Below are 17014 nucleotides of genomic sequence, written 5' to 3' on the forward strand. Positions count from 1 at the left end.
GGAAACAGTTTAACAATTGCGTTTTCTGCAACAATGAATGAAACCAGAAACAATTAACGAATGAAATATCCCCAGATCGGTAGACTTACAAAACCAGCGGCAATGACAAACGCGAATATGATCGCCAGCTTTTTAATCCAGGGCATGTATTTGGGATGATTCAGCCCCAGTGACTGAAAGGCACTCCAGAATCCATGTGATAAATGAAAACCAAGCACGATGGTTCCCACAATATAAAACGGAGCGCTCAGACTACTACCGAGCACTTGAACAATAATGTCATAAGGTTTTGCATCCGTATAATCGACAGTCGGATTCGCTTGCAATTTCATATCGATCATATGGATGACTAAAAATCCGAGAATGATCGAACCGGAAATAAACATCCAGGAACTGGTTTCCCCCATCGGAGTCCTGCTGAAGAGGGAAGGCTTTTCCTGAATCTTTGTTTGAGTCTCCCGATAACTGATATGCCGCGCCCGTTGATTGTCGCGGGTTAACTTAAAAGCCAAGGCAATGTGAACGAATAACAACAGAAATAAGCCCACTTCTGCCACTGGCAGCAGCATCATACTATGCAGTTCATGTGCATAATTGTTGTAGGCCTTTGCTCCAACATAGACCAGTAAATTTCCCGCTAAATGCACGACCAGAAAGCCGCACAGCAAGAGTCCGGTGATGCCCATCACGAACTTTTGGCCAATGGAGGAGGAAAGAAGAGTCATGATCCACTTGGTGGCCGATCTCCCACTTCCCGGAGAAGAGGACTGCTGTTGTTCTGCCAATTTCGTCACCATAATTCAGCTTTCACCCGGTTACCCTAAGGCGATCCCGCAAATAATGTTGTGAAATAAAATTTTGTTAAAGCGGCGGCTTCTTCAGCCCCACATTTGAACTTCTTTGCTTCTTTAAAGACAGGTGTTTCAATTCGTAATACAACTTAAGTTATTATATTTCTTTACCTTTGAACATCAATCTTCACCCGATTATAAACTACATCCCTTTTTGAAATTTCAAGGACTTCATCCAGATTGATCACAAAAAAGTCTCTTCACATAAATATTATACGCTGCTACTTATCATCGGACAGTCAGCAAATGATCTCCGCTCTCATTGTTCTTTACTGCTATTTTCTTTTTTTCTTTTTGCCTCGTTGTGATTTCAGCTTGCGGCTGTTCTTCTTTGTATTCGGTTTTGCTTTTGAAAAGGACTTGGACGACTTCCCTCCTCGTTGTGAAGCACCATTCTTTGCGGGTTTCCCCGCTTTTTTCGAGTTCGGCAGACGAAAGTCCAGTTCGCGACGATCCAGATCAATCTTTTCGACTTCGACCGTCAACATATCACCGATTCGATATTCCTGTCCTGTCCGTTCACCGACAATACTGAATTTGGCAGAGTCGACGTTAAAGTAGTCATGTTTACCCAACCGGCTGATATGCAATAGCCCCTCAACTGGTACATCCGTCCCTCTGCAAAACAGACCAAAAGTTTCGACGCCTGTGATCATCGTATTGAGAGTTTTAATTTCATTATCGATCATCCAAGTGAGTAGTTTTACTTTCGTCAGCTCTCGTTCTGCTGCTTCTGCCCGTCGTTCCCGCAAGGAAAGTTCCTGACCTAATTGCCTTAAGCCTTGCGGACTTTGCCCTTTGCCCTTCTCGGGTCGTTCTATAATTTCATCGATCATCCGATGAATGGTTAAGTCGGGATAGCGACGAATGGGACTGGTAAAATGACAATAATGATCTACAGCCAATGCATAGTGGCCTAACTCTTCGTCCGTGTACTCAGCCTGCTTTAAGCTACGTAACAAAGCATAATTAATGGCCTGCTCAACAGGTGTGCCATGCACCTGCTCAACAATCTTCTGAAGATCCTTACGGCTTTGCGCCTTCTTCAAAGTGTAACCCAGGGCATTCACGAAGTCTGCAAATGCCAATTGACGAGGCAACTCAGGAGAGGGGTGCACGCGTCTCAGAAAACGAAGCTCGCGGTCATTGAAGGCCTCCGCCACCGCAATATTTGCTGCCAGCATAAACTCTTCGATGATCTGGTGGCTTTCATCATGTTCACGCTCCACCACACCACTCACTCGGTGTTTGGCATCAAATGTAAGCCTGACCTCCGAAAGATGTAACTCCAACGCCCCCGCTGAAAATCGACGTCCACGCAAGATCATCGCCAAATGATGCATATTTTTCAGCAAACTACGAACGGGAGTGGAAACGTTACCACCTTCCTGATCACGCCCTTGCACGATTGGCATGACCTGTTCATAGGCAAAACGCTGGGTGACTTTAATGACCGAATTTGCAAATTCCGTATGGATGGGAATTCCCTCTGCCGTGAATTCGATCAACGCCGATTTGGTAAACCGTACCTGCCCCTCCTGCAAACTCGCTAATCCATTCGAGATGACTTCTGGCAACATCGGAATGACTCGTCCAGGCAAATAGACACTGGTACCACGATTTTTCGCTTCACGGTCCAGCGTAGAACCTTCTTTGACAAAATGAGCCACATCTGCAATATGAACGCCTAACAGCCAATGACCTCGTTCGTCTCGGCTTAAAGAAATCGCGTCGTCAAAGTCGCGCGCGTCTGCGGGATCGATTGTGACAATAGTCTCTTTTGTCAGATCTCGTCGATCACCCCATTTTTTTTCATCAAACAGACTGGCTTGTTCGCGGGCCGCTTCGAGTACTTCCTCTGGAAAATCCATCGGAATCCCAAATTCATAAATAATCGAAAGAAGATCAACGCCCGGTTTACCATGGGGACCAAGTACTTTCGAAATCACACCCTGGCCAAGATAATTCCTGGAAGGGAACCGCAGGATATCGATTACCACTTTATCATCTGAGTGTACTCCTTTAGCCCCTGGATCACCCACATGAATCGGAGAATTAAAGATTTTGCCATCAACGTGGACATAGCCTTCTCCCTGAGCTTCAAAATACGTTCCTACAAAGGTGGTCGAAGCCCGCTCGATGATCTCCACGACTCGACCACAAATCTGGCCACCACTTCGCCTGCGGTTCACCACCGTGGCGTAGACTTCATCTCCCGTTTGAGCATCACCCAAATCACGTTCGGAAATATAAAGGTCTCCCGCGTGACGTTGATCGTGCGCAATATCATCGGGCTTATGATGAGGAATCAGGTATCCCGCACCAGAATTGGTTTTCTTGATCGTGCCCGCGATCCACCCTTCTTTCTTAACAGGACGGATTAAACCGGAATCAGAAACCAGAATATCTTTTCTGGCACGCAGACTCTCCATGGCCTGCTCAAATTCCGAAGCCGTTGATTTGGAGCCTCCCACTTTTTTGAGCAACGATTTTTCACGCACAGGTGTGTAGCCGGGCCTGGTAACGTAATCGAGAATTTTCTTCTCAAAATCGGGCATCACCTTAATCCTCGGTCATTCCCTTAAATAATTTTCGCTGCAAGCGGGGCGAATAAGGGGTCCAGCTTGATGTCGAATTCAGATCATCATCAATAAATCGTGCGAACTCATTTACCTTGGCGTCTAAATTATCAAGATGGTGTAATGCCACTGCTTCGGGGGTCATCGGCAAGCGAGCACTGCCAAACTCATAAGTACCATGATGACTGACGATCATATGTTTCAGTCGAAGTTCTGCTTCTCGCGGAAACGATTCTCCCGTCATTTCCTGATAGGCATTCACCTTTTCCGTCAACATCTCCACGCCAATGATCAAATGACCTAATAGCTGTCCTTCATCGGTATACACGAATTCGTTTTCGTAACCGAGTTCACGTACTTTTCCGATATCATGTAAGAAAATCCCCGCTAACAAGAGGCTCATATCGACTTTGGGATACAAGTCAGCCAGACGTTGAGCGGTTTCCATCAGATTAACGACGTGCTCAATCAAGCCACCATGATAAGCATGGTGAGTTTTGACCCCGGCAGGTGCTTTGCAAAATTCTTCCATAAGCGTTTCATCAACGAGAAAACACTCCATTAAAGTCCGAATCTCATTATTTTCGATGCCCAGTAAGATCTCACGCAGTTGAGCCAACAGCTTTTGCACATCCTGTGAGGCTTGAGGTTGAAATTCAGCCGGATCCAGGTTTTCTGCAGGAACAGGTTCGATATAGGTTAAGATCACCTGTAACGCGCCTTGAAAAAGATGCACTTTTCCTTTCACTTGCACGTAGTTGCCTGCCTGAAAATGCTGCATCCGTTCTTCAAGCACATTCCACATGCGGGCATTCACAACTCCTGTACAATCTCTTAAATCTGCTGACAAAAAAAGGCTGGCATTGCGATTTGCACGTAACTGCTTATCAACTAACAGGTAAACTTCATTTACCGTATCACCATCCTTCAATTGATTGATATATTGACGAGACATCTCGAATCGGCTTTCAGTATCACACAAAAAAACGCTGTTATCGATCTTAAGTTTCTCTAAGAATCACAATAGAAAGATCTTAAGCCGTTCGATTCTGCTCAACAAGTCCGGCACCTGTCCGTTCTGAAAGTCTGTCCTATTTGCTTTTCGCGGCTTTGCTGTAAATCCGAAGAACGGGCTCAGCTGATTCGACTGAAATCAAACAAGGCACTTATGAGCATAGACTTAGGTCAATTTGAATATTTTCCTTCGCACTGAAGCCGAACCTTTTGAATACGATTCTGTTCTGCTAGAATACGCGGCCATCCACAAGGATGGCGTCCTCACAATTAACTTAAACAAATAATATTCACGTAAACACATTCAAATCAAACACTTAAGGAAATAACGTGCGCTGGACGAATACCCTGATCCCCACCATCAAAGAAGTTCCCGCCGATGCAGAAATCCCCAGTCATCAATTAATGTTGCGGGCGGGGCTGATTCGTCAATTGATGGCGGGCGCGTACTCCTATCTCCCGCTCGGCTGGAAAGCCGTGCAAAAAGCGGCTCAGATTGTTCGTGAAGAAATGGACGCAGCCGGCGCTGCAGAACTGCATATGCCCGCGCTGCAACCACTGGGGTTGTTCGAACGCACCCAGCGCAAAGATGCCTTTGGTTCTGTGTTGATTCAGTTTGACGTTCCACGAGGGAATCGACTCATTCCCATGGCATTGGGTCCCACCCATGAAGAAGTCGTCACCGAATTGATGAGTCATTGCATCAGCAGTTATAAACAGCTGCCTTTGACCGTGTATCAAATTCAGACGAAATTCCGCAATGAAGAGCGGCCTCGCTTCGGTGTTTTGCGCACGAGCGAATTTTTGATGAAAGATGCCTACAGTTTCAGTTCCTCGGTTGAGCAACTCGATGAAATCTACGACCGCATGTATCGCGCTTACTGTCGGATCTTTGCCCGTTGTGGATTAAAATATCTGCCCGTTGAAGCAGAAAGTGGCCCCATTGGTGGTGATGCCTCGCATGAATTCATGATTCCCGCGGATAACGGTGAAGACTCGATCGTGTACTGTGAAGCTTCAGGATATGCGGCTAATCTGGAACGGGCGGATACGGGTCGCACCACTCCTGATATCAAAGTCTCTCAAAATGCGGCACCACTGGAAAAGAAAGCCACACCGGAAGCCACCAGTATTGAACAGGTCAGCAAATTTTTGGGATGCGAGCCAGCGCAAATGATCAAAACGCTGATTTATCTTGCAGATGACGAACCGGTTGCCGTCCTGATTCGCGGAGATCATGAAGCCAACGAAGGTAAAATTCGACGTGCTTTGGAAGCCGAAGCAGTCGAACTGGCCGACGATGCAACCGTTCAAAAGGTCACAAACGCTCCTACAGGATTCGCCGGGCCTGTGGGCATTCAGTGTAAAATCATCGCGGATCACGACATCCCTGTGATTGAAAACGCCGTTACGGGCGCCAACGAAAAAGACGCGCATTTATTGAATGTCAATGTCGGTCGAGACTATGAACTGGAAACCACGTATGACCTGCGGAATGCGGAAGCAGGCGACCCCTGCCCCAAAAGTGGTGAGCCGCTCAGTATCGTGCATGGCATCGAAGTTGGTCATGTCTTTAAGTTGGGCACCAAATACACGGAAGCGCTCGATGCAGAGTTTCTGGATGAAAAAGAAAAACGACATCCGATTATCATGGGCTGTTATGGTATCGGCGTGAACCGCATTGTCGCTGGTCTGGCAGAAACACGACATGACGAGAACGGCCTCATCTGGCCGCTCTCCATTGCCCCTTATGAAGTGCTCGTCATTCCACTGAATACCAAAGACGACGAAGTCATGCAGACCGCGGAACGTTATTACGAGGAACTCAAGGCCGCAGGTGTGGATGTGCTGTTTGATGATCGAAATGCGCGGGCGGGAGTCAAATTCAAGGATGCCGACCTGATTGGAATTCCCTATCGGGTGGTCATTGGCGGTAAGGGCCTCAAGAATGGTGAGATTGAAACGAAATGGCGCACTGCGGAAAACGCAGAAATGATCGCCCTGGATGCCGGCATTACGCCCATCCTCGAAGCCATTGAAACTCGCAAAGCCGAGGAATATGAAGCCGCCAATGTTCCGGCTTGAGGTTTTTACTACCACGAAATTCACGAAAAACTACGACGCTGCCGACGTCATTGGTGTGACATTAATTAAAAAGATAACCTGAGCCTGATATCGCCCAACAAACATCACACTCGTAGGGGGCGACCCATGTGTCGCCCCGCCTCACAACGTTCCATCGATTCACTCCCAAAATGGAACCTTGCAAAACATCCGCATGACGCATCACAATCACACCAACTCTGACGGGCAAACACGTGGGTTTGCCCCTACGTGTTCTTAATGGCCATTCTGAATCGTCTATTCTGTTTCCAATCGTCCAGCATCACTGTTGTGAAATTCGGGGTTGCTACAGGCAACAGCAATCTGTCGGCATTTGCGTCAGGCCTTTCTTGATGCAACAAACTGAAAATAACTACATTGTTGACATCGGAATACCGCATGTCATAATGTTTATTTGTTCTGAGTTTGTGTGCTTTTGTACTCTCACTGATTAGAGTATTTCTTAATTTAAGCAGTGTGATGGCTCATTCTTCCAGAACTCCTTCGTTGCGCCATATCTGGTGCAGCAATTGAAAAAGCAGGCATGTATGTAACTTTATTCTTGCTCTACAACAGGAGGAACAATGGATCTGATTGACCGTATGAAAGACATTGCTTCAAGAATCCCCAAGCAGATGGAGTATACTCAGACTGAAGAAGCAACCAAGAATGCATTCATCATGCCCTTCATTAGTGCACTGGGTTACGATGTCTTTAATCCTCTCGAAGTCATTCCGGAATACACTTCTGATATCGGAACCAAAAAGGGCGAGAAAGTCGACTACGCGATTAAGAAAGATGATGAGATTATTATCTTAGTCGAGTGTAAATGGTCTGGGGCCGATTTACATAAACAACATGCGTCACAGCTTTACCGTTATTTTTCTGTCACCTCAGCGCGGTTTGCCATTCTGACAAATGGAATTGAATACGAGTTTTATTCAGACATTGATGAAACAAACAAAATGGACTCCAAGCCATTCTTTGTATTCAACATGCTCCAGTTTGAAGATCATCATATCAACGAACTCAAGAAATTCACGAAGTCAGCTTTTTCTCTGGAAGATATTCTCACAACGGCGAGTACTCTGAAATACGCCGGTGCAATTAAGAAAATTTTGGAGGAAGAACTCAAAAATCCTTCAGAAGCATTTGTTCGCTTCATCACAAATCAGGTTTATGATGGTCGCTTGACTCAGCCTGTCATTGAGCAGTTTACAAAGATTGTCAAAGACGCACGTAGTCAATTTATCAATGAGCGCATTAATGAACGCCTCAAAACAGCCCTGTCTGCCAATCAATCTGAAGCCACAGCTGAAGAAGCCGCAGAGTCAGAAGAGACTGACGAGAGCTCTTCTGAAAGAAAAGGTATTGAAACCACTCAAGCAGAAACAGATGGCTTTAACGTTGTGAAAGCAATTCTCCGCGAAGTGGTTGACGTTTCGCGTGTCACGATGAGAGACACCAAAAGCTATTGCGGTATCCTGCTCGACGATAACAACCGCAAGCCCATCTGCCGACTTCGCTTTAATACTTCACAGAAATACCTGGGAGTCTTTTCAAATAAAAACGAAGAACGTGTTGAGCTTGATAGTATTGATGACATTTTTAAATATGCGGATCGCGTGAAGGCTGTCATCTCAGAGTATGAGGGAAATGGGAAGCAGACTGAAAGTGCGAGGGAAACTGGAAATGGTTGAGTTTGAATCACCCTGAGATCTCCTACTCGTTGTGCTTAGTTCGAATTTTATTCGGGCTTATCCATTCATTTTTAGTAGAAGGTGATGATTAAAAATGCATGTTAATAAGAATGATAAAATTAACAAACACGCAAAGGAATCAGATAGATGAAAGGAACTGACATTGCGACTTATTTGAGTATCGCAATAGCAATAATCTCTACTGGTTTAAGTATATGGTTCAAGATCAAAACAAAATGGAAAGTTGATGAGCTAAAGCGAGCTCTAAAATCCATTCATGATATCGCCAGAAAAGGCAAGTGGCTCAGCATGTTATCAGTTGCTGACTTGACATTATTGATAGGTCAACTCGAAAGCAAGTTATCAGATATTGAGCAATACGCAAAAGAATTTACTGATCAACCAGAGCAATCGGAGTATGGTCATTTAATTGAAAAGGGATATCTTAGTTATAAAAGTGCGATTTACAAAATTGAAAAATCCCCTGTTGTCAAAACGATATGGTTAGTCACTCCTGATCTTGAGCCTGATTCTTCGAAAAAAGATACGGCGGAGATGGTTCTTAGAAACCTTAAAGATCGTAAAGAGTATGTATATTTCTACCCAGATGACTTGGCCAATGAACAAGCTACTGTTGAACGACTTTATGCTAATATTGGCATATCAAGTTCAATGACAAGATTAATGGATCAGATTACGTTGATTCCCATAAGTCGTCAACATATTCCAGAAATCTTCGAAGAAAGGTCTAATATAATATTCTTCCTTAAAGACACACATATATTTGACTGTTACAAAGAAATTGTGATTACGAGAGTAGTAGAAAGGGGTGAAATCTGGGATCACCTAGACCGTACTACTGCTGATAATCTATATCACAAATTACTTAAAGTGTACGATGAGCATATGAGTAGCCGGCAATAATTAATTCTTCAAAACTCTAATTCAAATAATGCAGCTACTCAGTATGTGTTTCAGTTATTTAATTTGGTGAGCATTACAGATCTTACACTTTATAATTGCACGACAATGATTTTACCCAAGTGAAGTCCTATAAGTTTTCTATCGTAATCCCGGCAGGTTAAGCAAAATTTGTCATTAGTCTCTGGATTCGCCGGGTGCCACCGCTCGGCTTGTCCGACGGTGCTGTTTCTTATAAATCATAAGTTACTATTTGGTTCCCTGCTCTGTGGTAATTCACTCTACCAAGCATCAATTCTCTTATACCTCCAGTAAGCTGTGCTCGGCCCAAACTTTAGCTGAGCTTACTCACTTATTCTGAATGCCGATGGTGTGAGGGTTGCCTCTAGACCATCACTGTCGGACGAGCCGACAGTGGCACACAGTGAATTCTGGGAATTGTGGTATGGCACCTACTGTTGTGAGTGAAAACGGTCTTTCGAATTACCGAGTGCTAGCGCACTGTCGCTCATGGGACTGTTTGATCGCTTTGAAATTTGCGCACTATTGAATGTCACTGTCATGACGATTCGGCTTTTTACTACCACGAAATTCACGAAAAGCACGAAAAACTACGACGCTGCCGACGTCATTGGTGTGACATTAAAAAGATAACCAGAGCCTGATATCGCCCAACAAACATCACACTCGTAGGGGGCGACCCATGTGTCGCCCCGCCTTACGACGTTCCATCGATTCACTCCCAAAATGGAACCTTGTAAAACATCCGCATGACGCATCACAATCACACCAACTCTGACGGGCAAACACGTGGGTTTGCCCCTACGTATACTCAATGCACTTCTCCATTTTCAGCTTGGGCTAGTGGGCGCTATTCGGTATGGTGTGGTTTGCTCTTGTTCGTTAGCTTCTTTCAGCAGGCTCTGGTAGGCGGCTTCCAGTTCTTCGTCGGACATGTTTTGGATGTCTGCCGGGGTCAGGTTGAGTTGCCAGAGGCTGCCGCGGGATTGGGCTGGTTTGTCGAGGCCTAAGAGTTTATCGATGCGTTCGCGGGCGCGGAGGCGTTCGCGTTGAGTGGATTTGGCATCGTTGATCACGCTGACGTAAAAGAAGAACGATTCGGCACGTAACTGCTCAATCGGAACTTCCAGACGTTCCACCATTTCGTGGCGGGCACGGGCGATATAGCGGTTAATCGAACGTGTGGAAAGGTTGAATTCCAGAGTGACCGCGCGTTTGATTTCCAAAGGATGTTTTCCGAGGCTCAGTAAATGTTTTACAAGCTGTACCAGTTGAATTTGCTGTTCTTTGCTGATTCTGGTTCTCGTTTGAGAGGTGAGAGTTGTCATGCTTATATTTCCTTTATTTAAAGGCGAGCTTGCTTTGTTGAGTGGGTCTCATCATGCCCAACGGCACACAGGGGTCAAGAGAAACTTATGCGCCTTAATGTCTCGGAAGTGGTACGAAATCGCAGTTTGGTTTCGCTTGTGGCTTCAGAAAGCGTGCTCAAAAAGGGTGACTCAATACGAGACATGGGGAACCGGTTCTGAAGCTTCAGGTGAAAATGTGGAAAAAAAGACGCTTTTTCGCATGCACAAACTGAGGTGGTGCGTGGTGAGCAGTGTTCAGAAAAACGCGCCTCGCGCGCGCGACGCAGAATCAGGGAGTTTCAAGAACGGCGCGAGGGCGTCAAGTGCGAAAATTTCACCGGGGTTCTGTGCCAAATGGAAAGAGGAGACTCGTCGCGGTCGAGTCAAGTGGATCTTAGTCTGCTGGTGATCTTCATGAGCTGATTCACAATACCCACGATGACTCATGATGACTGTTTTTAGTTCAGATTCACAGATTGTCAGTTCTGTCTTGTTCAGAATTTTGTGTTTGTTGAATCATCTCGATTTCAGGGATTACCAGATCTCATCGATTGTCAGACGAGTGAAATCCAAAAGGAGAGCCTGATTGACACAGACTCTCCTTGATTCATTAACGCGAAATGAGACTCGGATGCTTTTAAAAAGCAGATCCAGAAAGTCTAGTCGAGTGTTTTAATCCGAATATTTTTCCAGGCAACCGAGTAAGGACCGGTTCCCTTTTTGATGCCGTGGACCTGCAGACCAATGAAGCCTGTTGGATGCGACTTATAAACTCTCTCATCGGTTAGATCTGAGACTTGATTGCCATTCACCCAGGTTTGAATCCGTGGGCCATTCGCGATGACCCGGAACTTGTTCCATTCCCCATCTTTCAGATATTTATGTGGCTTGCGCAGATCGTCGGGTGTCATCCAACCAATGCCTTTGAGTTTACCGTCAACTTTGTATTTGATCGCTTCGCCATAAATATAGCCGGCTTCGGCACCATTATTGCCACTGGCTTCAATTTCTACTTGAGGACCATTCACACGACCATCGCCATTCTCCTGCTGGCTACGAATCTGCACACCAGAATTGAGTTTATTATGAACTTTAACTTCAAACTCCAATTCGAAATTGCCGTAGTTCTTCTTGGTACACAAGAAGGAATTCGGACTCCCTTCTGAAGTCGTCCCCTCAATCGTACCATCCTTCACTTTATAAGTGGCGGTCCCATTATGCTGAACCCAGCCATCGAGCGTCTTGCCATCGAATAGATTTACCCAGCCAGACTTCTCGCCAGCTTGCACACTTCCTGTCAGACAAACAGCCGCTAGAACGGCCAGGCTCAATCCCCAGACTCGATATCGTGTCATTTTTTCTCTCCAAGTAAAATCATATTGTTGTCATATCATCTCAAGCAAAAAGTATCGTACCAAAGCCGTAGCATCAAATCGAGCAGCCAAATCTGAATCCAGCAAATTAGCGGGCCCGAACGGGTCCTGGCGCATTAATCGCATGTGCCTGCTTTGCATCTCCCGGCATTTCACGGTGTTCAAACTCAGGCGGCTTGGGTGCACCGGGTCGCTGATTTCGATCCAAAGTCGGATTCTCTGGAATCGTATCCCCTGTCTCCTCAGTCCATTGATTTAATACGCCTCTCAGCCGCGCCAATTCATCAGCATACTCTGGTTTCGCGGCCAAATTGTTAAACTGATATGGATCTTCCGTAACGAGATAGAGTTCTTCCTTGGGTCGAGGCTTTAAAAAAACATCCTGTTGATATTGATTCAATTTACCCGCCTTAAATCGCTGCCAGAGAACTTCACCTGAGGGAAAATCAATCGATTCGACGCAGAGGTTCCGCTGTTCCGGCCACGCATTGCGGATGTAGAGCCAATCTCCTGAACGCACCATGCGTTCGTGTGCCTTGAATACATGCCAATTGTGTTCAGCAAAAGCATAGTCACGAGTGATTGCATCAGGTTGAGTGAGCAATTTCTGAAAGCTGACTCCCTGAATCCGCGGATCAATGGGGGCTCCTGCAAGTTCCAAGACTGTCGGTCCAATGTCGATTGAACTGACCAGGCTCTTACTGACTGTCTCTGGCTTTACGACAGCAGGCCAGCGCACCATCATCGGCGTTTTAATACCGCTGTCGTAGAGTCTGGTTTTACAGCGGGGAAAGGGACGACCATTGTCTGCGAAAAAGAGAACTAATGTGTTGTCATCAATTCCCTGTGTTTTGAGTTCATCAAGAATTTTGCCGGTAAAGAAATCAATCCGACTAATTTCATCATAATACTGCGCCAGGTCGCGACGAGTCTCAGGGGAATCGATCAGGTAAGGAGGGACGACCACTTCGGAAGGTTGATGGGGTTGATATTCTTTGGATGCCTGCCAAGCCCTGTGTGCATCTACGGAGGCAAACCAACAAAAAAAAGGTTTGTCCTTCGGTCTTTTTTTGAGAATGGGAACCCAATCGGCCTCTCTGCCCGGCCCCTTTCCTTTCGAGACGTGATCAAAGGCAGTAAGTGCATAATTGCCCATGTGTTGTTTGCCGGAGATAACCGTATAATATCCAGAATCTCGCAGCAGTTGCGGAAACAAAACCTGACCTTGGGGAAGCGGTGTATGTAATTCGGGAGCGCCCGTATTATGCGGATAGCGGCCTGTGATCACACTACAACGACTGGGACTACAACTGCTGGTCGTGAGATAAGCATTATCAAACCGCAGCCCCTCTTTCGCGAGGCGATCGAGATTCGGAGTTCGAATGGTGGGATGCCCATAACAACCGAGATCATTCCAGGAAACATCATCTGCAAAAATCAAAATGATATTGGGTCTGGCTGGTGATGTTTTATCCTCTGCAAAAGCAGATTGATTTAATAGAACTAAGGAAAAAAGAAAACAAAGCCAGTTAAACGAACGCACTAGAACGCACATTGTGCACGCAACCTCAATCAAAAGAATCAAAGATATAGAATTGCCATTTTAAATTGGCAATCTCTACCGTACAAAATCAGGCAAGACTTCTCAATCTTAAGGTTACAAATTTGTTTTAGAGCTAATTAGAGAGGTGATTCATAAAGAATCATTAATAATGATTCTTCTATTCTTCATCAGGATCGAGGTCAAAATCTTCCGACTCTTCATCGAGCAGGAAATTTTCATCAGAGTCTGGTTCATCTGCTTCTTGAGCAGGCTCAAATGAAATCGTGAGATGAACTTCATGATGCATGACGGGGTTGAATTGTGTTCCGAGCGGATCAAATCGTAGATGGATATTTGCTTCTGAAGCGATTTCATCAGCGGTGCGTTCTGCTGTGTCGGCCAATTCACTCTGACCACTTTCCCGATAACAGGTCTCTAATGATTTCCAGGGTAACTGGCTATGTGGAATGGGTAACAAATCAGCAGCATATTGTAATGGTTTGATCGCTTCTGAGTAGCGGCCAACTCGTTTCAGTGATTCTCCTCGTAGAAAAGAATAGGAGGCCGTTAATGATCCCGGATCAGTGACTTTATCCAGTTCTCTGAGTGCTTGTATTGGCATTCCCAGTTCTAAATAGCCCTCAGCTGCAATCAATTTGCGAACCGTTTTTTGAGGAATTCGAGGAATCATCATTGTAACCTCCCGTTCCACCTCATTGGGTGAATCTTCTGGTTGAACGTTTGGGGAATTTACTTTAGTGAACACTCTCAAAGTAATCCCCATTTCATCTTAGAAAACGAAATTCATAGTCTTCTAGTTCAATTTTACCGCATAGGATGTGCCAAACCTGCCTTCCCTGACAAACAAAGACTATAACTTATTAAATAACAAATACTTACATAACAAATACTATCGTACAGCTAGAGTTAGACAGTGCCACTTTGACAGCCAAAATGCTATCACTTTATAGGCAGTTCTCTTCAATTCGACACCACCGGGAGCCATGTATTTAGACAAGTCATATGACAACCCGGTTCGTGTTAAACAAACTCGAATCGAATCACCTTCAGAATAGCATGAGGACTTTTCTCGTTCCTCTGTCTGAACCTATTACGTAACAATCAGGTATTATTCAGAAAGAATTTTGCGAAACGTGTCGTCAATTTCAAACTTTTCTGTTGTGTTTGAATCTGGGGAGATCTCAGGAGTCTTTTTAAGCGGCGGTTTGGGGTCCTGAGGCCAGACTGTTGAGATTCGGGATGAGTCCCCTTGTAACCAATCCTGATAGCTTGTTGCTTTTCCTGGTTTCAGGAAGAGAACCGTTTTGATCTTCGCTGGATCAAGTTCAGCTTTCGCTTCAGGAATAGTCTGTGCTTCCTCAACGGTTTTCGTTTGTGTGCCTACAGACTTGGTTTCTACTTTTGGCGCGTTTGAAGTGGGTTTTGTTTTCTGCTTTTCTTTTTCTTTAGTCGTCTCAGCTTGAATCCACTCTTCCAGTGTTTTCACTTCACGCTTTTTAGTAGTGTCACCCTTATTTGAGGAAGACTTAGGAGTTTCAATGAACCGTGCGGATTCCTGGTAATCGACTGTACTCGCATTAGAAAATTCATCTCCACCTGACAATGGAATCTCAATTTTCGAACCCGCAAACTGAGTTCCATCTTTGTAGATTGTTCCCCGTTGAAATGGTCCTGCTCCGAGAATCCAAGTGTTGCGAGCCGTGCTCTTAGCCTGGAGAACACCAGATTGCCAGACGCGCTCACGTGTTTTCTGGTTGTAGGCAAACACGCTAATCTTGGCTGCGGCACTATGGTTATTCTTCTTTGCTAACGAGATTTCAGGAATCGTTGGAATACTAGGGGCTGTGGGAACTAATGATGCAGCGGAAGAAAGCATATTACTGGCAGGAATTCCGTAGTTCACTTCATGCCCATTGGTCGCCAGGGTGCCGACACGCGCTTCGATCACATAATCAGCATCTTCTTTTTTTTCTTGGATCAAACAGTTGGCTGCGACGATCTGCTGTCGTAATGAACTGATAATATAGTCGCCATTTACAAACCCCACTCCTTTGATGTTTTTGATATACGACGTGTCAAAGAAGACTTTTTTATTTGCCAGATTGCTGAAATCGATTTGAGAAATCGTCTGATCAACGGCATCGGACGTCAATAACTGCTCGGTCGCACTATTGGTAATCATCTTGCCACACCCTTGTGAGAGGGCCAGCAGCATAATCAGCAAAAATGCAGAGATGCCGTTCTTGATGAACAAATTAAAATCAGTCATGAGTTTTGAGCGATCGTGTTTCAGCACTTACTTTGTCGACACGTCTTCCACAGATCTTTCAGAAAATCCCGATCGATCGTAGCCCGGAAGACAGTGTGAAATGGAACGTCTATACGTAGTGAACCTACTATCAAGGTCAATGCGAACATCGATAGTCTCATCCGTATTTCTGTTTGATTGTGTGGGAATGGTGGTCAGAACCAGGAAGGAACTTTGACCAGGAGGTAACTCTGCCTTGATCTATGCGATTTTACGATCAATGACACACGTTTATCAGAATGAACCCTTAATTGAGAGTGGTTAAGGTATCAAATTGACAGGCGGAGTATAGCGAACACATGACAAAACTCAAATATGACTTTGGTTTCTGCAAATATCTCTTTAATATTTGCTGTAAAATGACTTAACAACACTTAACGTCCAAAATCCAAGCAAAAAACTATCCAATTTTGAGATTTTTCACTTGGGATTTCGTGGAAAATGAAATCGATTTGGCTCCGCAAAATCGGTCATCCGGGATGAAATGTCAGACCAGTCGATAAAAGGACGACCGATTTGTTCGAGGTAAAGCGCCTCGTAGTTTTCTTCGATTTCTTCGACCGCTTCTGCTGTAAGCGAAGCGACTTCCGCCAATTCCAAATACCCCCCCAGACGAAAACATTCGCTCAATGAAAACCAGGCTTTTCGGCTTTCCATGACAGGAAACAGACGAGCCGCTTGATGTAAAGGTTCAATGGCCTCATGGTATTTTTCCTGTCGACGATAGGCTTCGCCAATCAAATAGAGACGCATAGCTTCTAGCAGACCTGCATCTTCCAGCGCGTGTAATGCTTCAAGTGCCTGAATGGGCATTCCCAATTCGAGATAACCTTCGGCGGCCATGAGTTTGTGAATTACTTTGGGAGAAACGTTTTCTAACATGATCAATTCCTTTTTTAACCGGTGGGGCAAGCAATCCATTGCCCGGCTGCAGTTGTGTTTCCGTAACTGGTCTCAATCCTCTGAGACATCATAAATTTACAGAGATTCTCAAAAGCAACCTCCGTACCAAATACGAGGCAACTGTTTCAGAATTCACCTATCTCACTGTCAATAAACGTTTTTTAACAACAATAAATTTCCTTCGTATCGAAAGTATCAGAGAAAAGTGCATTTTCTACTTCACATTCAGCTGTAATTTCTACATCGCTTCTTTTTGATCTATATTCATTCCGTCAACTCTTTCGAATATCACAAAACTTGCACTTCCTCTGCCAAACCTACATGATAG

General features: G+C 45.1%; 14 protein-coding genes. 4 read left to right on the forward strand and 10 right to left on the reverse strand.

The window, feature by feature from the left end; translation table 11 throughout:
- Positions 1 to 53: 53 nt before the first annotated feature.
- The 3 genes from V202x_RS24270 to V202x_RS24280 form a co-directional block, all read right to left on the reverse strand.
- Entirely contained in the window at positions 54 to 797 is a 744-nt protein-coding gene (locus V202x_RS24270; RefSeq protein WP_145179387.1) for a succinate dehydrogenase cytochrome b subunit, read from the reverse strand.
- Positions 798 to 1126: 329 nt separating this feature from the next.
- Positions 1127 to 3409 carry a ribonuclease R gene (rnr, locus tag V202x_RS24275; RefSeq protein WP_145179388.1) on the reverse strand — a complete coding sequence of 761 codons (2283 nt, stop codon included), beginning with the start codon at positions 3407 to 3409 and terminating at the stop codon, positions 1127 to 1129.
- A 4-nt stretch (positions 3410 to 3413) separates the two neighbouring features.
- Positions 3414 to 4385 (reverse strand): 3'-5' exoribonuclease YhaM family protein, encoded by a 972-nt coding sequence (locus V202x_RS24280; RefSeq protein ID WP_145179389.1) that lies wholly within the window; start codon positions 4383 to 4385, stop codon positions 3414 to 3416.
- Between the two features lie 389 nt (positions 4386 to 4774).
- Between V202x_RS24280 and V202x_RS24285 the strand changes: the two genes are divergently transcribed.
- From V202x_RS24285 to V202x_RS24295, 3 genes are all read left to right on the forward strand, one after another.
- Positions 4775 to 6529 carry a proline--tRNA ligase gene (locus V202x_RS24285; protein WP_145179390.1) on the forward strand — a complete coding sequence of 585 codons (1755 nt, stop codon included), beginning with the start codon at positions 4775 to 4777 and terminating at the stop codon, positions 6527 to 6529.
- 602 nt (positions 6530 to 7131) lie between these two features.
- Complete coding sequence (locus V202x_RS24290; RefSeq protein ID WP_145179391.1) at positions 7132 to 8247, forward strand: type I restriction endonuclease; 1116 nt, start codon at positions 7132 to 7134, stop codon at positions 8245 to 8247.
- Positions 8248 to 8394: 147 nt separating this feature from the next.
- The gene (locus tag V202x_RS24295) at positions 8395 to 9171 is read left to right on the forward strand and encodes a hypothetical protein (protein WP_145179392.1); all 777 of its coding nucleotides are present in this window, start codon (positions 8395 to 8397) and stop codon (positions 9169 to 9171) included.
- A 608-nt stretch (positions 9172 to 9779) separates the two neighbouring features.
- Here V202x_RS24295 and V202x_RS24300 read toward each other — a convergent pair.
- A complete protein-coding gene (locus tag V202x_RS24300; RefSeq protein WP_145179393.1) occupies positions 9780 to 10004 on the reverse strand; it encodes a hypothetical protein in 225 nt (74 codons plus the stop codon).
- A 15-nt stretch (positions 10005 to 10019) separates the two neighbouring features.
- Positions 10020 to 10517 carry a hypothetical protein gene (locus V202x_RS24305; RefSeq protein WP_145179394.1) on the reverse strand — a complete coding sequence of 166 codons (498 nt, stop codon included), beginning with the start codon at positions 10515 to 10517 and terminating at the stop codon, positions 10020 to 10022.
- Here V202x_RS24305 and V202x_RS24310 point away from each other — a divergent pair.
- Entirely contained in the window at positions 10516 to 10947 is a 432-nt protein-coding gene (locus V202x_RS24310) for a hypothetical protein (protein WP_145179395.1), read from the forward strand. The two genes, V202x_RS24305 and V202x_RS24310, sit on opposite strands and share 2 nt — an antisense overlap.
- Before the next feature lie 250 nt (positions 10948 to 11197).
- Here V202x_RS24310 and V202x_RS24315 read toward each other — a convergent pair whose 3' ends face one another.
- The 5 genes from V202x_RS24315 to V202x_RS24335 form a co-directional block, all read right to left on the reverse strand.
- The gene (locus tag V202x_RS24315) at positions 11198 to 11893 is read right to left on the reverse strand and encodes a DUF1080 domain-containing protein (RefSeq protein WP_145179396.1); all 696 of its coding nucleotides are present in this window, start codon (positions 11891 to 11893) and stop codon (positions 11198 to 11200) included.
- A gap of 106 nt (positions 11894 to 11999) precedes the next feature.
- Positions 12000 to 13454, reverse strand: a complete 1455-nt coding sequence (locus V202x_RS24320) for a sulfatase (RefSeq protein WP_232098679.1) — start codon at positions 13452 to 13454, stop codon at positions 12000 to 12002.
- A 178-nt stretch (positions 13455 to 13632) separates the two neighbouring features.
- Positions 13633 to 14148, reverse strand: a complete 516-nt coding sequence (locus tag V202x_RS24325) for a hypothetical protein (protein ID WP_145179398.1) — start codon at positions 14146 to 14148, stop codon at positions 13633 to 13635.
- Between the two features lie 435 nt (positions 14149 to 14583).
- Entirely contained in the window at positions 14584 to 15744 is a 1161-nt protein-coding gene (locus V202x_RS24330) for a DUF6655 family protein (protein ID WP_145179399.1), read from the reverse strand.
- A 459-nt stretch (positions 15745 to 16203) separates the two neighbouring features.
- Positions 16204 to 16665, reverse strand: a complete 462-nt coding sequence (locus tag V202x_RS24335) for a hypothetical protein (RefSeq protein ID WP_145179400.1) — start codon at positions 16663 to 16665, stop codon at positions 16204 to 16206.
- Positions 16666 to 17014 lie beyond the last annotated feature (349 nt).

This window comes from Gimesia aquarii, from assembly GCF_007748175.1.
Lineage (GTDB): Bacteria > Planctomycetota > Planctomycetia > Planctomycetales > Planctomycetaceae > Gimesia > Gimesia aquarii_A.